Origin of the sequence: Methylobacterium komagatae (genome assembly GCF_042661665.1) — a bacterium.
Lineage (GTDB): Bacteria > Pseudomonadota > Alphaproteobacteria > Rhizobiales > Beijerinckiaceae > Methylobacterium > Methylobacterium komagatae.
Genome location: NZ_JBHSWN010000001.1, coordinates 1,925,737 through 1,942,379 on the forward strand (window position 1 = coordinate 1,925,737; position 16,643 = coordinate 1,942,379).

At 69.8% G+C, this 16,643-nt stretch carries 10 protein-coding genes and 1 pseudogene; 7 read left to right on the forward strand and 4 right to left on the reverse strand.

The annotated features are described in order from the left end of the window. Nucleotides 1-3: 3 nt before the first annotated feature. From ACFQE0_RS09415 to glcE, 3 genes and pseudogenes are all read right to left on the reverse strand, one after another. Nucleotides 4-2,923, reverse strand: a pseudogene (locus ACFQE0_RS09415) (Rne/Rng family ribonuclease). A 549-nt stretch (nt 2,924-3,472) separates the two neighbouring features. Continuing rightward, a complete protein-coding gene (glcF, locus tag ACFQE0_RS09420; protein WP_378969045.1) occupies nt 3,473-4,762 on the reverse strand; it encodes a glycolate oxidase subunit GlcF in 1,290 nt (429 codons plus the stop codon). A gap of 93 nt (nt 4,763-4,855) precedes the next feature. After that, a complete protein-coding gene (gene glcE, locus ACFQE0_RS09425) occupies nt 4,856-6,043 on the reverse strand; it encodes a glycolate oxidase subunit GlcE (protein ID WP_378969047.1) in 1,188 nt (395 codons plus the stop codon). 252 nt (nt 6,044-6,295) lie between these two features. On the opposite strand from glcE, the gene ACFQE0_RS09430 reads away from it, so the two are divergent. Further along, nucleotides 6,296-6,469 (forward strand): hypothetical protein, encoded by a 174-nt coding sequence (locus ACFQE0_RS09430; protein WP_378969049.1) that lies wholly within the window; start codon nt 6,296-6,298, stop codon nt 6,467-6,469. Here ACFQE0_RS09430 and ACFQE0_RS09435 read toward each other — a convergent pair. After that, a complete protein-coding gene (locus ACFQE0_RS09435) occupies nt 6,448-7,035 on the reverse strand; it encodes a TetR/AcrR family transcriptional regulator (RefSeq protein WP_378969051.1) in 588 nt (195 codons plus the stop codon). The genes ACFQE0_RS09430 and ACFQE0_RS09435 overlap by 22 nt on opposite strands. A 175-nt stretch (nt 7,036-7,210) precedes the next feature. Here ACFQE0_RS09435 and ACFQE0_RS09440 point away from each other — a divergent pair, with 175 nt between their 5' ends. The 6 genes from ACFQE0_RS09440 (at nt 7,211) to ACFQE0_RS09465 (ending at nt 16,480) form a co-directional block, all read left to right on the forward strand. After that, nucleotides 7,211-8,497, forward strand: coding sequence for an HlyD family secretion protein (locus ACFQE0_RS09440; RefSeq protein WP_378969053.1), 1,287 nt, complete (start codon nt 7,211-7,213; stop codon nt 8,495-8,497). Further along, nucleotides 8,494-10,071, forward strand: coding sequence for a DHA2 family efflux MFS transporter permease subunit (locus ACFQE0_RS09445; RefSeq protein WP_378969056.1), 1,578 nt, complete (start codon nt 8,494-8,496; stop codon nt 10,069-10,071). Before ACFQE0_RS09440 ends, ACFQE0_RS09445 begins: the two co-directional genes overlap by 4 nt. Before the next feature lies 1 nt (nt 10,072). Further along, a complete protein-coding gene (locus ACFQE0_RS09450; protein WP_378969058.1) occupies nt 10,073-10,963 on the forward strand; it encodes a TolC family protein in 891 nt (296 codons plus the stop codon). Nucleotides 10,964-11,075: 112 nt separating this feature from the next. Then, on the forward strand, nt 11,076-11,669 hold the full coding sequence (locus ACFQE0_RS09455; RefSeq protein ID WP_465264087.1) for a TolC family protein: 594 nt from the start codon (nt 11,076-11,078) through the stop codon (nt 11,667-11,669). Nucleotides 11,670-11,756: 87 nt separating this feature from the next. Continuing rightward, the gene (locus tag ACFQE0_RS09460) at nt 11,757-12,995 is read left to right on the forward strand and encodes a metallophosphoesterase family protein (protein ID WP_378969061.1); all 1,239 of its coding nucleotides are present in this window, start codon (nt 11,757-11,759) and stop codon (nt 12,993-12,995) included. 2 nt (nt 12,996-12,997) lie between these two features. Continuing rightward, entirely contained in the window at nt 12,998-16,480 is a 3,483-nt protein-coding gene (locus tag ACFQE0_RS09465; RefSeq protein ID WP_378969063.1) for an AAA family ATPase, read from the forward strand. Nucleotides 16,481-16,643 lie beyond the last annotated feature (163 nt).

The window sequence follows — 16,643 nt, forward strand, 5'->3', positions numbered from 1 at the left end:
AGATCACTCTCCCGTGAGGGCGGCCTTCGTCCGAGACCACCAGCCGGCCCGCTTCGGGCGGTTGGGGTCGGAAGGTGCGCTGAGGACCACCGCCACCGGCTCGGCCGGGGGCTCGACGGGCGCCGGGGCGGCGGGTTCGCCCGAAGCGGCTTCCGCCGGAGCAGGCTCTGCCGGGGCGGCTTCTACCGGAGCGGCCTCGACCGGGATCGACTTGGCGGAGGCCTGCCCGACCTCATCGGCGCTTACAGGCTGCTCGGCCGGGCGGGGCGGCGCGGAATCCGCGACGGCCTCGATGGTCTCGGCGCTCACAGGCTCCTCGGCCGCGAGGACGGCGGCCACCGGCTCGTCCGAGCCTTCTGACGACTCGCTGTCGCCCTCGGCCTCGTCCTCGCGCTGGCCGTTGCGATCCATCCGGCCGCGACCGCCACGGCGGCCCCGGCGGCGGCGGCGGCCCTTGTCGCCGTTCCCGGAATGCGACTCCTCGCCCTCGGCGGGAGCCGCGTCGGCAGCCTCGGATGCCTCGCCCGATTCCTCGTCGCCCTCGGCGGAGGCGGCCTCGTCCTCGGACTCGTCATCGCCCTCGTCGGCGCCCGCTTCCCGGGCCTCCTGGCCATCGGTGCGACCACCACGGCGGCGACGGCGACGGCGGCGGCGGCGGCCCTCGCCATCCTCGCGCGCTTCCTCGGTCCCGGCCTCACCGGAGGCGGCTTCGGATGCCTCGGCGGTCTCGGGCTCGTCGGCCTCGATCTCGTCCTCGAACTCCATGGACGGGGAGATCGCGGTGGCACGCACGCCCGTCACCGGACCCTCGGCCCGCTGGGCGGGATCGCCCCGGTCGAGCCTGGAAGGCGGAGGTCGCGGGCAGGCGCTCGTCGGCGGCGATGGTGACCGTGACGCCGAAATGGACCTCGAGCTCGCGCAGATGCGCGCGCTTCTGGTTGAGGATGTAGAGCGCCACCTCGGTCCGGGTGCGCAGAATGAGGTTGTGGCTCGCGGACTTGAGCAGAGCCTCCTCAATGGAGCGCAGGATGTGGAGGGCGACCGAAGCGGTAGCGCGCACGAAGCCCGAGCCGCCGCAATGCGGGCAGGGGATCGAGGAGGATTCGAGCAGGCCGGTGCGGATACGCTGGCGGCTCATTTCCATGAGGCCGAAGGGCGAGATCCGGCCGACCTGGATGCGGGCGCGGTCGTTCTTCAGGCACTCGTTCAGCTTCTTCTCGACGGCGCGGTTGTTCCGCTTCTCCTCCATGTCGATGAAGTCGATGACGATGAGGCCCGCGAGGTCGCGCAGGCGAAGCTGGCGGGCCACCTCCTCGGCGGCCTCCAGGTTCGTCTTCAGGGCGGTATCCTCGATGTCGTGCTCGCGGGTCGCGCGGCCCGAGTTCACGTCGATCGAGACCAGCGCCTCGGTCGGGTTGATGACGAGGTAGCCGCCCGAGCGCAGGGAGACGTGGGTCGAGAACATCGCGTCGAGCTGCTGCTCGACCCCGAAACGGGCGAAGATCGGCGTGGTGTCGCGGTAGGGCTTCACGACCTTCGTCTGGTCGGGCATCAGCATCCGCATGAAGTCCTTGGCTTCGCGGTAGGCGTCGTCGCCCGCGACGAGGACTTCGTCCAACTCCTTATTGTACAGGTCGCGGATCGCCCGCTTGATCAGCGAGCCCTCCTCGTAGACCAGCGTCGGCGCGATGGAGGTGAGGGTCAGTTCCCGCACCGATTCCCACAGGCGCATCAGGTACTCGAAGTCGCGCGCGATCTCCGGCTTGGAGCGCGAGGCGCCCGCCGTGCGCAGGATGACGCCCATCCCCTCCGGCACGTCGAGATCGGCCACGACCTCCTTCAGCCGCTTGCGATCCGCCGCGGAGGTGATCTTGCGGGAAATGCCGCCGCCGCGCCCGGTATTGGGCATCAGCACGGAATAGCGCCCGGCGAGCGACAGGTAGGTCGTCAGGGCCGCGCCCTTGGTGCCGCGCTCTTCCTTGACAACCTGCACGAGGATGATCTGGCGGCGCTTGATGACCTCCTGGATCTTGTAATGGCGGCGGGGCGCACGGGGACGCTCGGGGATCTCCGCGAGCGCGTCGCCGTTGCCGCCGACCTGGGCGATCTTGGGCTCGGCGTCCGGATCGTCGGAATCCTCCTCGCCCTCGTCCTCCTCGTCGTCTTCCTCGTCCTCGTCCTCGTCGTCCGCCTCGTCTTCGTCGTCGTCCTCGTCGGACTCGTCCTCATCCTCGGCGGCTTCGTCCGCTTCGTCGGTCTCGACGGCGTCCGGCTCGGCAGCGGTCAGCTCCTCGGTGACGGCGATCACCGCCTCCGGGGGAACCTCGGAATCGAGTTCGGTGGCGGCGGCCACGGGCTCGCCCGGTGCGGGCTCCTCAGTGGCGGCAGGCGCTTCGGTGCCCTCGACCGGCTGACCCTCGGTCGCCAGTTCCTCGCGCACGGCCTCGGCGTTGTCGGCCAGGGCATCCGGCAGACCGGCGGCCAGGATCTCCTCGCCCGCGACGGCCGGAACGGCCTCGGCGTTGTCCTCGGCGCTCACGGTCTCGTCGCGGCGCGAACGGGCCTCGGCGCGGCGTCCGCGCGAGCGGCGGGGCGAACGGCGGCGGCGCTCCTCGCGCTCACGATATTCCTCGGCCTCGCGGGCCTCCTCCTCAAGGAGGGCCTGCCGGTCGGCAAGGGGGATCTGGTAATAGTCGGGGTGGATCTCGTTGAAGGCCAGGAAGCCGTGGCGGTTGCCGCCGTATTCCACGAAGGCGGCCTGGAGCGAGGGCTCCACGCGCGTGACCTTGGCGAGGTAGATGTTGCCCCGCAGCTGCCTGCGGCTGGCGGATTCGAAGTCGAACTCTTCGACCTTAGAACCTTGGACCGTGACGACCCGGGTCTCTTCCGGGTGCATCGCGTCGATGAGCATCTTGTTGGCCATGACGAACTCTCGGCATGGCGGCCGACGTCTCGTTCCGTGCCCGGAGCCCCGGCGGCGCCTCGCCAGCGGGCAAAGCCGCTCGGCATGGTGCCGGCCTCGTCACCGAGGCCGCGGGGAGGAGGGATGGGATTGTGCCGTCAACCGCCTTCTGGCGCCCTGGGCGCCTGGGGTTGAAACTGGCCGGGTGGATGAAGACGACGGCGCGGCGCGACGTGCGTGCGCGCGGAGCACGAGCAGCGGCAAGCGGTGCTGTGCGTCCCTCCATCCTCTCCCGACCTCACGAAAGCATCTCGGCCGGTCTTGTGCCCGGCCGTGAATTCCTGTGCGGCGAACATCGCCGCATCGTCCGACCCCATCCGGACTTTGAAAGGTCCGCCATCGACCGAGCGGGCTAAAGCCCACCCCGACGCCGCGTCCGTCTTCACATCGAAACTCGGCCGCGTCCGCGGGTCGCATTGGCGACAGGCGAGACCGGAAAGGGGTCCATACCATTACAAACCGTGGCAGCGGTTTGGCAAGGGCCGCCCGCGCGATCATGTCACGCGTTTGTCATTCCGCAGCCGCGAGATGCGGGCGGTGAGCCACGAGCGCGGCGGGCTTCGGACCGCCGGTCGCCCAATCGAGCAATTCCACCGTGTGAACGATCGGGATGGCGGTTCCCTTCCCGATCTGCGTCGCGCAGCCGATATTGCCGGTGGCGATCACATCAGGGCGGATCCGCTCGATATTGGCGACCTTCCGCTCGCGCAGCTTTTCCGCGATCTCCGGCTGGAGGATGTTGTAGGTGCCCGCCGAGCCGCAGCAGATGTGGCCCTCCGGCACATCCTTCACCGTGAAGCCCACGCGTGCCAGCAGCGCCTTCGGCTCGGTGCGCAGACCCTGGCCGTGTTGCATTGAGCAGGCCGAGTGGTAGGCGACGACGAGGTCGCTCTCCACCACCGGCTCCGACAGGGGCAGGGTGGCGCAGAACTCGGTCACGTCCTTGGCCAGGGCCGACACCCGCGCCGCCTTCTCGGCATAGGCGGGGTCCTCGCGGAACATGAAGCCGTAATCCTTGATCGTCGTGCCGCAGCCGGAGGCCGTCACCAGGATCGCATCGAGGCCCTTGGCGATCTCGGCGTCCCAGGCGTCGATCGCCTGCTTGGCGAGGGCGTGGGAGGAATCCTCCTTGCCCATGTGATGGGTCAGCGCCCCGCAGCAGCCTTCCTGCGCGTGCACGACCTCGACGCCGTGGCGATTCAGCAGGCGGATCGCCGCCTCGTTGAAGTCGGGTCGCAGGACGCTCTGGGCGCAACCGCGCAGGAGGGCGACGCGCTTGCTCGCCGTGCCGCCCAGTGCCGGGAAGGTACCGGGACGGTTCGTGGCGTTGGCGGCGGGCATCGCAGCCGGGGCGAGATCCAGCATCGCGGCAAGCCGCCGCCCGACCTGCGGCAGGCGGGCGACGAGGCCCTTGAAGGGCTGGCCGAGCTTGGCTGCATACAGCGCGACCCGGAACCGCGCCGGGTAGGGCAGCACGAAGGCGAGCAGGGCTCGCAGGAGCCGGTCGCCGAGGGGGCGGGGATAGGTCTCCTCGATATGCGCGCGGGCATGATCGACGAGGTGCATGTAGTGGACGCCCGAGGGGCAGGTCGTCATGCACGACAGGCACGAGAGGCAGCGGTCGACATGGCGCACCACCTCCGCGCTCGCCGCCTTGCCGCCCTCCAGCATGTCCTTGATCAGGTAGATGCGGCCGCGCGGGGAATCGAGCTCGTCACCGAGCAGCAGGTAGGTCGGGCAGGTCGCCGTGCAGAAGCCGCAATGCACGCAGGTGCGCAGGATCTTCTCCGACGCAGCCATGGCGGGGTCGGCGAGCGGGCGAGGGTGAAATTGGTTTGCACGGTGTGATCCTGCGTCGTCTCGTCCGCGTCGTCGCGAGGGTCGGAGGGCGGCCTAGACGCCCGCGTACATCCGGCCCGGATTGAAGATGCCATGCGGGTCGTGCGCCGCCTTGATCCCCGCCGTCACGCGCATCAAGGCGTCCGGCAGCGGCTCGAAGACCGGCACGGCGGCGCGTACCGCATCGGGGGCGCGAACCAGCGTCGCGTGGCCCCCTTGCGCCCGCACCGCAGTGCGGATCGCCTCCGCCCCGGCATCGCCCGCAGCGGACGTCGAGAGCCACACGAGCCCGCCGCCCCAATCGAAGAACCACCGCGCCTCCCGCTTCGCGGCGATGGCGGCGGTGAGGGCAGGGCCCTTCGAGGGCGCCGTCGAGATCCGCCACAGGGCGTCCTCGCGCGGCTCGGCCAGTGGCAACGCGTCTCGCACCCCGCGCCACAGGGCAGCGCCCGCCTCGCCATCGAGGGTCTCCGGCGCGCCGAACCGCCTCAGCAGACGGCGCAGCTCCCCGAGCCGGTAGGTGATCGAATCCGAAAAGCCCTCGATCCGCACGAGCGTCCGCGCCTCGCTGCCGCCGATCCCGGCGGGCAGGTGGGCCGCGCCGGTCGGCTCGAAGGGCGAGCCCAGGGCCGATGCCAGGGCCTCGATCGCGCGGGCATCGTCCAGGCCGGGGATGACCAGGGTCGCCACCCGCTCGTTGGCCGGCAAGACCTTGAAGGTCACTTCGGTCAGCAGCCCGAGGGTGCCGTGTGCCCCCGCCATGAGCTTCACGAGATCGAGCCCGGTGACGTTCTTCATCACCCGGCCGCCCGACTTGATCGCCTCGCCCTTGCCGTTGACGAAGCGCACGCCGATCAGGCTGTCGCGGGCCGCGCCCGCGTTGATGCGGCGGGGGCCGGAATTGTTGATCGACGCCACGCCGCCGATCGTCGGCTCGCCGGTGCTGCCGTAGAGGCCGCGATAATCCATGGGCTCGAAGGGCAGCATCTGGCCTTTCGTGGCGAGCAGGGCCTCGACTTCGGCGAGGGGTGTGCCCGCGCGGGCGCCGATCACCATCTCGGCGGGCTCATAGAGGGTGATGCCGGTCAGGCCCCGCGCCGACAGGCTGGCCTCGTCCTGTGGTGGGCGCCCGAGGCCCGCCTTCGTGCCGCTGCCGACGATCCGCAGGCGCTCTGGCCGGGCGGCCGCCGCGCGCACACGCTCGCACGCTTCCGCCTCGGTACCCGGCTCGGTGCCGCCCATCGTCTCCCGCCCTTCGTGTCTTTTGGATCAAGTCCAGAGAAGGGGTGTCGCCGGAACGGCAGGCGGTTTCAAGCCGGGCAACGGGCCGCGCTTGTCAGGTGGCGGCTTTTCTCTCGCGGGTGCGCAGATTCGCCGCGTCCGGCCAGAGGGAGACTTGGGCCTTTCGGATAGATGAAAAGTTCTCGGTTTGTTGTTAGTATTGGCGCTATGGAGAGGATTGCAGCAAGTATCGCACAGATTGCGGCGGAGGCTTTGCTCGAGGCGGGCGCTCAGGCCAAAGCTTCGGAGCTTCCCGCCTCGGTGGCGGAGGGTCTGCGCGCCTGGATCGCGGACCAGCCTGAGCCCCGGCCGTCCGTGCAGGAGGCCATCACGCGTGGCCTGTCCGAATGGCTCGCGGCCAAGGGCTACTTGCCGCCCAGGCCCTGAGGCGGGTTTCCGTAGCGCGCCAGGAACAGGGCGACCGCCTCATCGACCCGCTGGTCGATCTGCTGCCGGGTCATGGGCCGTTCCACAGGCCGCAGCAGGTTCATGAGCGTGGCGTTGCCCATCACCGAGCCGATGTAGAACGACGCCGCCATCGCCGGATCTTCGCCGTGGAAATCCCCGCGGCCTTTCGCCGCCGCGAGACAGTCCGCGAGCCGCCGTGCCGTCTGATCGGGTCCCGCGGTAAACAGCGCGAGGCCCAGTTCCGGATTGCGCACGGTCTCGGTGATCACGATGCGCAGGAGCGGGATCACCGACGCCCCGCCCATGCGTTCCAGCAACCTGCGACCGGTCTCGCGCAGCACCACCGACAGGGGCGCCCCGCTCGCGAAACTCGCATCGAGCGCCTTGCGCAGGTCGCTGGTGCGGGCGAGCACGATCTCGAGGAGCAGGTCGTCCTTGCTCTTGAAGTGGCGGTACAGGGTCTCCTTCGAGGCGCCTGCTTCTTCCGCCACGCGCTGCATCGTCGTCTCGGCAAACCCCTGATCGAGGATCAGCCGCTCGGCCACGGCTAGGATCTCTTCCCGCCGCCGCCGCCCCCTCGGCACGGGGCTTTTGCGCCGCCCTGGAGGCGGCGTGTCCGCAATTGACATTCTCTTCGACGCCCCTCTTATAAGCGTACCTAACGGTTCGGATATGCCGCGGCAATCAGCCTGCGGACCGATCCCACGACGAGTTCCGGGCATGCGTGAGAGCGACGACGACGAGCGTGTTCAGCGCCGGGAGCGTAGCCGCTCGGCTGCTCGGCGTCGGGACTATCTCGATCTCGGTGCCGCCCCGGATGACGAGGACGATGGCGACGCCTCGTCCGACGAGAGCCCTTCCGCCAACAAGAATGGAAAGGGCGGCGGCGAATCCGCTAACAAGAAGTCTGCCGAGAAGGATGCTTCCTCCCCCGCTCAGGACGACGAGGAGGAGGGGCAGGCGCGGCGTAAAAAGCGTCGGCCGCTGGTGCTCGGCATCGCAGCGCTCGTGGTCCTGCTGCTGGCGGGTGGCGGCGTCTATTACTGGCTGGCGAACCGCGGCAAGGCCTTCACCGACGACGCCTATACCGACGGCAACATCGTCACCATCGCGCCCCAGGTCTCGGGACAGGTCGTCAGCCTCGACGTCACGGACAATCAATTCGTCCACAAGGGCGATCCGCTGTTCCACATCGATCCCCGGCAATACCAATTCAGCCAGGAGCAGGCGCAGGGCCAGCTCGACACCACCAAGGCGCAGGCCGTGAGCCAACGGCTCGGCGTTGAGATCGCCCGCAAGAACTTCCCCGCCGCCTTCGAACTGGCCAAGGCCAATCTCGACGCGGCGAAGGCCAACCTGCAATTGCAGCAGGCCAATTACGACCGGCAGAAGAGCCTGCCGAAGCTCGCCACGACACAGCAGGAGATCGACACGACGGCGGCCAACTTCGCCCAAGCCAAGGCGCAGGTGGAGCAGGCGCAGGCCCGCCTGATCCAGGCCGAGCCGGTGAAGCAGAACATCGCTCAATCCGAGGAGCAGGTCAGCCAGACCGAGGGTCAGATCGAGCAGGCGCAGGGGCGCCTCGATCAGGCGAAGCTCAACGTCGAATGGACGGTGGTGCGCGCGCCGCAGGATGGCTGGGTGACTCGCCGCAACGTCAATGCCGGCAATTACGTCTCGTCGGGCACGCAGGTCATGTCCCTCGTGACCACCGACGTCTGGGTGACGGCGAACTACAAGGAAACCGAACTCGACGGCATGCGGCCGGGCCAGAAGGTCACGATCACCGTCGACGCCTTCCCCGATCTCGACTTGCACGGCCACGTGGATTCGATCCAGCGCGGGTCCGGCTCGAAATTCTCCGCATTCCCGGCCGAGAACGCCACGGGCAACTTCATCAAGATCGTCCAACGGGTACCGGTGAAGATCGTGATCGATTCCGGCCTGAAGCCCGAGGAGCCGCTGCCGCTCGGCATCAGCGTGGAGCCCACGGTGATGCTCAAATGAGCGCGGCGGCGGACCAGCCCTGGAAGCCTGCCCACAATCCTTGGTTGATCGCCATCGTCGTGACGATGGCGGCCTTCATGGAGATCCTCGACACGACCATCGTCAACGTGGCGCTGCCCTACATCGCCGGTTCGCTGGCCGCCTCGAACGACGAGGCGACCTACACGCTCACCGCCTACCTCGTCGCCAACGGCATCGTGCTCACCATCGCCGGCTGGCTCTCGGACACGATCGGGCGCAAGCGCTACTTCCTGATCTGCATCGCGATGTTCACAGTCTCGTCCTTCCTCTGCGGCATCGCGCAGAGCCTGGGCCAGATCATCCTGTTCCGGCTGATGCAGGGCTTCTTCGGCGGCGGTCTCCAGCCGAGCCAGCAGGCGATCATCCTCGACACCTTCCCGCCCGCCAAGCGCGGCGCCGCCTTCGGCGTGACGGCGGTGGCGACCATCGTCGCGCCCGTGCTCGGGCCGACGCTGGGCGGCTACCTCGTGGAACACCTCGACTGGCGCTGGATCTTCTTCGTGAACGTTCCGGTGGGCATCCTCGCGGTGATCCTGAACGGCATCCTCGTGCAGGACCCACCCCACGAGCAGGCCAAGAAGAACCGCAAGCGCGGGATCGACTATATCGGCCTGTCACTCATCGTGATCGGCATCGGCTGCCTGCAGATCGCCGTGGATCGCGGCGAGGACGACGGCTGGTTCGGCTCGCCCTTCATCGTGACGATGACGATCATCGGCGGCCTCGGCGTGTTCTTCGCGATCTGCTGGCTGCTCATCGCGAAGAAGCCGATCATCGACCTCGATGTCTTTCGAGACAAGAACTTCTCCATCGGCTGCATATTGATCGGCGCGATGGGTTTCGCCCTCTACGCCAGCGCCGTCATCATCCCGCAATTCGCGCAGAACGTGCTCGGCTACCCGGCCCTGCAGTCGGGCCTGATCCTCTCGCCCGGCGGCATGGTGGTGATCGTGATGATCCCCCTCGTCGGGCAACTGATGAAGGTCGTCCAGACCCGCTATATCGTGATGTTCGGCTTCTCGCTGATGGGCGTGGCGCTCATGTATTCGAGCAAGCTCAGCCCCACCATCGACTTCAAGACCCTCGTGATCATGCGTTCGCTGCAGACGGCGGCGCTTGGCTTCCTGTTCGTGCCGATCTCGACGATCACCTACCTGACGCTGCCGCAGAAATACCGGAGCGACGGGGCGGCCATGTTCTCGATGTTCCGCAACGTGTTCGGATCGCTCGGAATCTCGCTCTCGACCGCCGCCGTGACCGAGCGGCGGCAGGCCGACCAGGCGCATCTCTCGTCGTTCATGACGCCGCTGCGTCAGGGCTACAACACCTTCGTTCAGGAGAGCGAACACACCCTGCGCACGCTCGGCCGCGCGGCCGATTCCGTCCACCAGCAGGCGGTGTCCTATACCTACCAGACGTACATGAAGCAGGCCTCGATCCTCGCCTACGGTAACGTCTTCCAATACACGGCCATCATCGCCTTCCTCGTGGTGCCGTTCTGCTTCCTGATCTCGGCCAAGACCGCCCAGGGCGGCGGTGGCGGAGGGCACTGACATGGCGATCCGCTTCCTCGATACCCTTCTTGCGGGCGTCACGGCGCTGGGCCTCGCGGACATCCTCGGCGGCTGCGTCGTAGGCCCGGATTTCGTGCGCCCCGTGCCCTCGGTCGCGGCGTCGGCGACCTATGTCGAGCCTTCGCCGGGGCGGCCGGTCCACACCTCCCTCCCGCTTCTGCGCGGCACGACGGAGGCCCCGCCGGACGTGGAATGGTGGCGCGCCTTCCGCGATCCCGTCCTCAATGGGCTCGAAGCGCGGATCGCCGCCGAGAACCTCGACGTGCAGACGGCGGGCGCCCGGCTTCTCCAGAGCCGCGCGCAACTCGGCACCAGCGCGGCGGCCGCCCTGCCGACGCTCTCCGGCACGGGTTCGGCCTATCGCCAGCAATTCAGCAAGAACGGCACGATCGGCCTGCTCTCAGGCTCCCTCGGCGGCCTGACCGGCGGCACCGATCCAACGGCGCCGCTCACCAACGGCTTCGAGAGCTACACGCTGGGTTTCGACGCCTCCTGGGAGCTCGATCTGTGGGGCCGGGTGCGGCGCTCGGTGGAATCCGCCCAGGCGCAGGCCGAGGCCTCGGCCGAGCGGCGTCGGGCTTCCCTGGTCTCGGCGCAGGGAGAACTCGCCCGCGACTACATCCAGTTGCGCGGCACACAGGATCTGATCCGCATCTATCAGTCCTATGTGCGGGTGAACCAGCAGATCCTCGACGTGGTCCGCATCCGCCAGCAGAAGGGCCTCGTCACCGGGCTCGACGTGGCGAGCGCCGCCTCGCAGGTCGAATCGATCCAGGCGCAGATCCCCCCTTGCAGCAGCAGGAAATCCAGCAGATCAACGCGATCTCGCTGCTGCTGGGCGAGCCGCCGCTGGCCCTTGCGCAGGACCTGACGGGCGCACGCGGCATCCCGCCCGTGCCCCCGAAGGCACCTTTGGGCATCCCCTCGGGCTCCTGCGCCGCAGGCCGGATATCCGTCAGGCCGAGGCCAGCCTGCACGCGGCCATCGCCGAGATCGGCGAGGCCGAGGCCGAGTTCTTCCCGCGCGTCACGCTCACCGCGAGCCCGACGGTCAACGCCATCGATCCGGCCAAGATCTTCCGCGGCTCGTCGCTGCAATACATGAATATCGGCCCGTCCATCTCGATCCCGCTCTTCGAGGGCGGGCGGCTCCGGTCGAACCTCGTCCTGCGGCAGGCGCAGCAGCAGGAGGCGGCCATCGCTTACCAGAAGGCGGTGCTCCAGGGGTGGCACGAAGTCGTCAACGCCCTGGCCTCGCTCCAGGGCGATGCCGGGCGCCGCGCCCGCCTCGCCCGGCAGGTGGGCGATGCCCGCAGGGGCCTCGACCTCGCCCGGGCGCGCTACACACAAGGCGTCGAGATCTTCACCACCGTGCTCCAGAACGCGCAGGTCGTGTTGCAGGCCGAGACGAACCTGTCTCAGGCCAATGCCGCGCTCTCGACCGATTTCGTCGCGCTCTCGAAGGCGTTGGGCGGCGGCTGGGAGGGCACCTTCCCGACGCAGCCGACCCCGCCCGGTCCACCGGATTCAGCGCAGGTGCCGGTGGCCGAGATCATCCCCCGGCCAGTGGTGCCGTAGCCGGGGAAGGGCGGTGGACGACGTGTTCGCTCCCTTGAGCCACCGCACCGGAACGTCCTAAGAACATCCGCGCCATACGGGTCCCGGATGCCGAATTTTCAGTTCCTCCACGCCGCTGACCTCCATCTCGGCAGCCCGTTGACTGGGCTTGCCGGGCGCGACGCGGACCTCGCGCGGCGGCTCTCGGCGGCGGGGCGGGGGGCGTTCGAGGATCTCGTGACCTTCGCCATCGAGAAGGCGGTCGCCTTCGTCGTTGTGGCGGGCGACATCTACGACGGCGATTGGGCGGATGCCTCGATCGGCCTGTTCTTCGCCCGCCAGGTCGGGCGGCTGGACCGGGCGGGCATCCCCATCGTGATGGTGCGCGGCAACCACGATGCCGAGAGCGTCATCACCCGCTCGATCACCCTGCCAACATCGGTCCACGTCTTTCCCGCGAACCGCGCGACGACCCACAAGCTCGAAACCTGGAAGGTCGCCCTGCATGGGCGCAGCTTCCCGAACCGGGCAGTAGAGGAGAACATCGCCCTCGGCTACCCCTCGGCTCTGCCGGGATGGTTCAACCTCGGCGTGTTGCACACCTCCTGCACCGGCAGCACCCAGCACGCGACCTACGCGCCGTGCTCGGTGCAGGATCTCGCTCTGCGCGGCTACGATTACTGGGCACTCGGCCACATCCACGAGTATCAGGAACTGTCGCGCGATCCGTGGATCGTCTTCCCCGGCAACCTCCAGGGCCGGAGCGTGCGCGAATGCGGCCCGCGCGGCGCCGTGCTCGTCTCGGTCGAGGAGGGGCGGGTGCGTGAGGTCGAGCGGCTGGTTTTCGACCGGGCGCGCTTCGAGCGGCTGTCGGTCGATCTCTCCGGCGTGTCCGAGCCTTCGGCGGCGCATGAGCGGGTGGAGGCGGCGCTCCGGCCGCTCGCGCCGGTCGCCGCCTCGCGCTTGATGCTGGTGCGTGTGCACCTGACCGGCGAGAGTGCCGCCCATGACCGGCTCTGCGCCGACCGCGACGACCTCGCCGCCGAGGTGCAGGCCGCCGCCCACCGGGTGCACGAGGAGATCTGGCTGGAGCGCCTGAAGGTCGAGACGCGCCGTCCCCGCGCCGCCGCGCCCGCCCTCGCGGCGGGGTTGGACCCCGGCGAACTCATGGCCGAACTCGAACGCGATCCCGATTTCCGCGAGCGCGCGAAGGGCATCCTCGCGGAGATCGTACGCAAGATGCCCTCGGGCGTCGCGGAGGAGGCCGGGATCGAGGCCGAGTTCGACGCCCTCTGCGCCGAGGCGCAGGCCCTCGTCCTCGGACGCCTGTCCGGCCGGACCTGCTGATCATGCGCCTGTTGAACCTGAGCTTCGAGCGCTACGGCGCCTTCACCGACCGCACGCTCACGTTCCGGCCGGATGCGCGGCTGCACGTGGTGCTGGGCGCGAACGAGGCGGGCAAGAGCACGGCTTTGTCCGCGGTGACGGACCTGCTGTTCGGCTTCGGCAAGGCGACGCCCTACGCCTTCCTGCACGACATGCCCACGCTGCGGATCGGTGCCGAGATCGTGGCCGCGGACGGGCGCCGCCTCGCCTTCCGGCGCCGCAAGGGCAATGCCCGCACGCTGGTCGATGCGGCCGATGCGGCCCTGCCCGACGACGCCTTGGCGCCCTTCCTCGGCGGCCTTACCCGCCCGGTCTTCTGCCGCGCCTTCGGCCTGGATGCCGAGGCCCTGCGGAAGGGCGGCAAGGAGATGGTCGCTGTCGAGGGCGAGGTCGGCGCCAGCCTGTTCGCGGCGGGGTCCGGCCTGCGTGGTCTCACCGAATTGCAGGCCGAGCTCGACGGGCAGGCCGAGACGATCTTCACCCCACGCAAGGCCGGGCACCGCACCTTCTACCAAGCCCTCGATCGCTGGCAGGATTCGCGCAAGGCCGAGCGCGAGAATGGCCTCTCGACCGCCGATTGGCGGCAACTGAACGAAGCCATCGACGCCGCCGGGGCCGATCTCGACGCGCTTCGTGCCGAGCGGGGCCGCCTTGCCGCCGCCCGCGCCCGGTTGGAGCGGCTGAAACGCGCCGGACCGGTTTTGGCCGAGATCGACGCGCTGGAAGTCCGGCTCGCGGAGGACCCCCTCACCGTCGAGGCGGATGGCGCCTGGATCGCGCGGCTCGGCGAAGCCCTGGCCGAGTGTCGCGCGGCGGAGGCCGAGGCGACCCGCGCCGCCGCCGCCCTCGCCAGGGCGCGCAGCGAGGTCGAGGCCCTGCCGCAGGTGCCGCCGCTGGCGGAACGGGCCGAGGAGATCCTTGAGGCGTTCCGGGGCATCGGTCGCTTCGAGAAGGACGGGGCCGATCTGCCGCGCGTCACGGCCGATACCGACCGGGCGGTGCAGATCCTCGACCGGCTCTGCACCCGCGTCGGCCTCGCGGATCGCGAGGCGCTCGCCGCCAGCCTGCCGACCGATGCCGCCCGCGCGCGGGTCGAACGACTCCTGCGCGAGGGCCGCGACCTCGACGCCGCCGAAGCCCAGGCCGCCCGGCAGGCGGACGCCGCCCGGGCCGAATGCGAGCGCCTGACCCGTGAGGGCGAGGCGGCAGGCGCCGTCCTCGATCCGGCCCCCCTCCGCGAAATGCTGCGCCCCTTCGCGCGACTGCGGGAGGTTCTGGCCCGGCGCGACGAGTTCGAGGACGGCCTGCGCACGTCCGTCACCCTTCAGCGCAACCGCATCGGACGCCTTTCGCCGCCGGTCTCGGATGCGGCGACTCTCGCCCGCGCCCCGCTTCCCTCGGGCGAGGTCGTCGCGACCTATCAGGCGCTCCTCGACGGCAAGGCACGCGAGCGCGAGCGCGCCTCCGACCGGCATGCCGCCGCCCTGCGCCGGGTGACCGAAATCCGCGCCCGCCTCGCCGAGCGCGAGGCCGAGCGCCCCGTGGCGACGCAGGAGCGGCTGGATGCCCTGCGCGCCGCCCGCGAGGAGGCCTTCGCGCCCCTGCGCGATGCCTTACTTGCGGGCCGCACCGCGAATCCGGCCGATCTCGGCGCCTATGAGCGGGCTGTGGCGGCCGCCGACCGCCTCGCCGACGAGCGGGCCGCCGACGCGGCGCGAGTCGCGGCGCATGCCGCCGACCTTCACCGGCTCGCGGGGGCGGAGGCCGAGGTAGACGAGGAAGCGAGGGCGCTCACCGCCATCGCCGACGAACTCGATGAGGGCGAGGCCGCTTGGCGCGCGGAATGGGCCGGGGTGGGCCTCGTTCCCGCTTCGCCCGCCGAGATGGTGCGCTGGCTCGCGGAGGCGCAGGTCGCCATCGAGGCCGAGCAGGACATCCTGGAGCAGGGCATCAACCGCGATAGGCTCACGGCGCAGATCGAGGCCGCGCGGGCACCGCTCGCCGCCTTGAGCGAGCGTGTGGGGCTGGAGCCGTTGTCCGGCCTTGAGATCGGCGGCGTGCTTGAGCGGATCGAGGCGCGGCTCGCGGCCCTGGCGACCCGCTGGGAGGCCGAGCGCGAGAAGATCGGCCGCCTCGACGCCGCCCGGCAGGCCGCCGATCGTTTTGCCGCCGCCCTGGACGAGGCGCAGACACGTCGCGCCGCGTGGCGCGAGGCGTGGGGACAGGCCCTGTCCGCCCTCGGGCTGTCCTCCGGGGCAGGGCTCGACGAGGCCGAGGGCGCCCTCTCGGCGTGGCGCGAGGTGCCGGATGCTCTGGACCGCCACGCTGAACTGGCCCGCCGGGCGGCGGGCATCGCCCGCGACAGGGAAGCCTTCCGCGCCGCCGCCGCCGGGCTCGTCGCTGACCTCTCCCCCGATCTGGCGGAGATGTCGCCCGGCGCCGGCCTGCGGACCCTGCAGGGCCGCCTCGAAGCCGCCCAGGCCGAAGCGGTGCGCCGCACCGAGCTGACGCGGTTGCAGGATGCGGCCGGGCACGCCGCAGGCGAGGCAGCCCGAGGGGCCGAGGCGGCGCGGGATCGTCTGTCGTCCCTCGTGGCCGAGCGTCTGTCCGAGGCGGGACCGGATTCCCTCGACGGCATCGCCGCCCTGCACGGGCGGCTCGATGCGCGGGAACGCCTGCGGGTGGACCTCGCGAAGCTGCGGTCGCGCGACCTCGCCGCTGCGGGCGACGGGGTACCGGAGGCCGACCTGCGCGCCGGTCTCGCGGAGACGCCGCCGGAAGCGATCGAGGCCGGTCTCGCCGCCCTCGCCGCCGAGGCCGAGGAGGTCGAGGATCGCAGTCGTGTGGTCTATTCCGACCGGGAACGGGACCTCGCCCGGCGGCTTGAACTCGAAGGCGGCACGGGCGCCGAACTGGCGCTCGCCACCCGCAAAGGCGCCGAGGCCGAGATGCAGGAAGCCGCGCGGTCCTGGGCGGTGCTGCGCCTTGCCGGGCTGATGCTCGGCGCGGCGGTCGCCAAGCATCGGGCAGGCCAGCAGGATCCGATGATCGCCCGCGCGGGCGATCTGTTCCGCCGCCTCACCGGAGACGCTTTCTCCGGTCTCGCTCAGAGCTATGACGAGGACGACACGCCTCGCCTCGTCGGCCGCCGGGCGTCCGGGGGCGAGCCCGTCGGCATCGAGGCCATGAGCGAGGGCACGCGCGACCAGCTCTATCTCGCCCTGCGCCTCGCCCATCTGGAGGATTACGCGGGCCGGGCGGAGCCTGCGCCCTTCGTGGGCGACGACCTGTTCTCGACCTTCGACGATGCGCGCACCGCCCATGGTCTCGAAACCTTGGCCGAGATTGGTGGATCGGTGCAGCCGATCCTGTTCACGCATCACCGCCACGTCGCGGATATCGCTACCGCCCGTCTCGGCTCGGCCGTGGATGTCCTGACGCTGTAACGAGGCAAGTCGTTTGCCGACTTAAGCGGCTCATCCAACTCTATTGGGCTATGAGCCGGCTAGTCAAAACTTGCAACGGCCGGACCAATAGTGCGCTCGCCGTGCACGGTGTCACAGAACATACAAAAATCACCCATACATCTGCTGTCGGCTTCGCATCGAG

Bases quoted from the DNA above. Each gene is read 5' to 3' on its own strand.
- glcF (WP_378969045.1), bottom strand. From the start codon at position 4,762: ATGGCTGCGTCGGAGAAGATCCTGCGCACCTGCGTGCATTGCGGCTTC.
- glcE (WP_378969047.1), bottom strand. From the start codon at position 6,043: ATGGGCGGCACCGAGCCGGGTACCGAGGCGGAAGCGTGCGAGCGTGTG.
- ACFQE0_RS09440 (WP_378969053.1), top strand. From the start codon at position 7,211: ATGCGTGAGAGCGACGACGACGAGCGTGTTCAGCGCCGGGAGCGTAGC.
- ACFQE0_RS09445 (WP_378969056.1), top strand. From the start codon at position 8,494: ATGAGCGCGGCGGCGGACCAGCCCTGGAAGCCTGCCCACAATCCTTGG.
- ACFQE0_RS09450 (WP_378969058.1), top strand. From the start codon at position 10,073: ATGGCGATCCGCTTCCTCGATACCCTTCTTGCGGGCGTCACGGCGCTG.
- ACFQE0_RS09460 (WP_378969061.1), top strand. From the start codon at position 11,757: ATGCCGAATTTTCAGTTCCTCCACGCCGCTGACCTCCATCTCGGCAGC.
- ACFQE0_RS09465 (WP_378969063.1), top strand. From the start codon at position 12,998: ATGCGCCTGTTGAACCTGAGCTTCGAGCGCTACGGCGCCTTCACCGAC.